The 2,994-nt window shown below is 35.4% G+C and carries 1 protein-coding gene and 1 pseudogene; one reads left to right on the top strand and one right to left on the bottom strand.

Annotation, left to right across the window (positions count from 1 at the left end; genetic code table 11):
- Positions 1-150: 150 nt before the first annotated feature.
- Positions 151-717: a hypothetical protein gene (locus F960_RS00330; RefSeq protein WP_004854578.1), complete on the bottom strand. Its 567-nt coding sequence runs from the start codon at positions 715-717 to the stop codon at positions 151-153.
- A gap of 637 nt (positions 718-1,354) precedes the next feature.
- On the opposite strand from F960_RS00330, the pseudogene repM reads away from it, so the two are divergent.
- Positions 1,355-2,284 (top strand): annotated as a pseudogene (repM, locus tag F960_RS00325) (replication initiation protein RepM); the annotation flags it as partial.
- Positions 2,285-2,994: the final 710 nt, after the last annotated feature.

The following is a 2,994-nucleotide window of genomic DNA, read 5'->3' as shown; positions in this document are numbered from 1 at the left end:
ATCGAGAATATTACGATTTAGAAATCACTGAAAATCATCAAAAACTTTATGATCAGTACGTTTCAGGTGATTTAAACAAGCAAGATTTTGAAGAATATTTAAAAAAATTAGCTCATAACTAAATGGCTATGAGCTATTAAAAAAAATTAATTAGAAACTGATTTGGATATTAACTTTATCCACGTCAATACCTGCTGCATGAGCTATCATTTCTTTAGCTTCAGCAATAATTTCAGATAGTTCTTTTGTTTCGTCTACAGCTTCTTCAGCAATAATTTCAGATTCATGTGAAGCAGTTTCTGCATTTGGATTTGCATTAAAAGCAGACCACTCAAGCTTTTCAACATCAAGGTCAATGTTTTGTAATAGATCATTGGTATTCAAATAAGCTACTGGATATCTTTGACCTGCTGTTAATTTTTTCCAAGCCTTTTTAAAGTTTTCTGTGTCTGGCAACAGTGCATATTCACTAATTTGAATTAATTTTCTACCAGCATGTTTTTTAGTCGGAATACAGCCCGAAATTTTACCAACCATGAAGGCTTGACCATGACCTAAGCCATCTTTTACCGCCCATGTTTCTCTATGATTTCGAATTAAAATTACATATTCAGCACTTTTAATACGGTCTGTACGTACTATCCAATAGCCTGAACCGCCTTCTGATTCCATCCACTTCAAATCTTTACCTGTAAAGATACCGATAACTTTAGCCATAATATTTACTCCTATACGTTAGTTTTAATAAATCTATACGATAGAATTAAATAAATCAAGATTTTTATACGTTAGTTTTAATAAATCTATACGATAGAATTTTAAATATATGATTTTCAATAGCAAACCGAGCGAGTGTCTACGAGCGACTGAGCGTTATAAAAATTTCGTCCCTTTCTTTTCCCTGATTACAAGCTTCCTATTGCTCCATAACAAGATTTACAGAGCAAAGCGACGGCAGTTATTGGCTCCATGACGAGCGAAGCGAGCATAAAGCTTTATGAGCGTAGCGAATCCATTTTTGTTTTTAGCGTCCTAGCCAGTCTTTGAAAAAACTGCCCCCAGGAATCGAGCGCAGCGAGATTCAATAGAGTTTGAGCAAAGCGAAAACATAGGGCAGTTTTAAATGCCGTTTTTTATTTTTTTGGGCTTTTAATAATATAAAAAGCTTTTAAATGCTTTTAAGAGCCTTGAAAGTATTGATATACGTGCGTTTCAGAGGACATACCGACACAAATAGTTTGTCATACCGACACAAATAGTTTGTTCAAAAACACCAATACCGACACAAATAGTTTGCATTAAGACACATAAAAATATAGTGTGTCTTAATATACATAAAAATAATGGTGTCTTAATGAAAGGCGGGTTAGTTGTAAAAGATAATGCTCTTATGAATGCCAGTTACAACTTGGAGGTAACAGAACAAAGGTTAATTTTATTGGCAATTATCAGTGCTAGAGAAACAGGGAAAGGAATTACTGCTGACAGTAAGTTAGAAATTCATGCCAGTGATTATGCAAAACAGTTCAATGTCACAAAAGAAGGTGCTTACAAGGCTTTAAAAGAAGCTGTAAACAACCTATTTGATCGACAATTTTCATTCCAAGAAGAAACATCAAAAGGGATTGGTATTGTTCGCTCACGATGGGTTAGTCGTATTAAATACATTGATGATTCTGCTCTACTAGAAATCACCTTTGCCCCTGATGTAGTTCCACTAATTACACGACTTGAGAAACACTTTACAAGCTATCAGATTAATCAAGTTTCAGGACTTACAGGCAAGTATGCAATACGACTTTATGAACTATTGATAACATGGCGTGAGGTAGGTAAAACTCCAATTTTGAAACTAGCGGATTTCAGAAGTCAGTTAGGAGTTGAACCTAATGAATACAAAGCAATGAATCATTTCAAAAGTCGTGTTTTAGAACCATCATTACAGCAAATTAATGAAAAAACAGACATTAAAGTGAAGGTAGAACAACATAAAAATGGTCGTTCAATTAGTGGTTTTTCATTCCGATTCAAACAAAAACCACAGCCAAAAGTAGAACAAAAAATCGACCCTAAACGAGATCCAAACACACCCGATTTTTTTGTTGAAATGACCGATGCCCAACGGCATTTGTTCGCACATAAATTATCTGAAATGCCCGAAGTTGGTAGCGAATATGCAGAGATCGGAGAGTCAGCCGAAGACTTTACGAAACGCCTTGCCGATATGCTTTTAGAGCCTAAAAAATTCAGGATGTTTTACCCGCTACTGGAACAGCTCGGCTTTGGTTCTAAAAAAATCCAATCTGCATCAATCAAACAGGTCGATGAACCTAAGTTTATTGAATTGCAAAATATGCAAGTGAATGGCTTGTCATACCACATGTCGAGAGATAAAAAATTCGCTCATTTAAAATTAGAAAATGAATCTCTAGATGACTTTGCCCGAAGACTTCGCCCTATGCTAAAAGACCCCAAACAGCAAATTCAATTTTATGACTACGTGAATGCCAAAAAGTAGCAATTAATCCTCTAAAAAAGATTTCAAAACGCCCCAACTTTTGGGGCTTATTTTTATCTTTTTCAGAGGTGGTTTTTTGTTTATCGAAGAGAAACGAGTAAGCGTGCATTCCTTCGTTGCTACTCAGAAATTTTGGTTTGTTTCTGAGAAACGCGGAAGCGTGCATTCCCTCCTGCTGTCGGAAAATGATAAATCTCCAAACCGCTAAAAATTTGCTTGTTAGAAACGCCCCAATATCGAATTTCGCCCCATAGCGTAAAAACCGCCTAAAATCGCATTTAAGCGCCCTTTTCTCAAAAACAGGGAAATCTAGCTAAACAGAGCTAAAACCGCCAATAAACGCAAAATAGGAGCATTTAGACCATGAAATTAAGTGATACCGAAAAAAATAATCGTTTGTCAGAGGTGTTTTTAAAGAAATCAGATCGAGAATATTACGATTTAGAAATCACTGAAAATCATCAAAAACTTTATGA

Origin of the sequence: Acinetobacter gerneri DSM 14967 = CIP 107464 = MTCC 9824, assembly GCF_000368565.1 — a bacterium.
In the GTDB taxonomy this organism is placed as follows: Bacteria; Pseudomonadota; Gammaproteobacteria; order Pseudomonadales; family Moraxellaceae; genus Acinetobacter; species Acinetobacter gerneri.
This window is presented reverse-complemented; position numbering and strand designations above follow the sequence as displayed.

Coding starts and splice junctions, on each gene's coding strand:
- F960_RS00330 (WP_004854578.1), bottom strand. CDS start 717: ATGGCTAAAGTTATCGGTATCTTTACAGGTAAAGATTTGAAGTGGATG.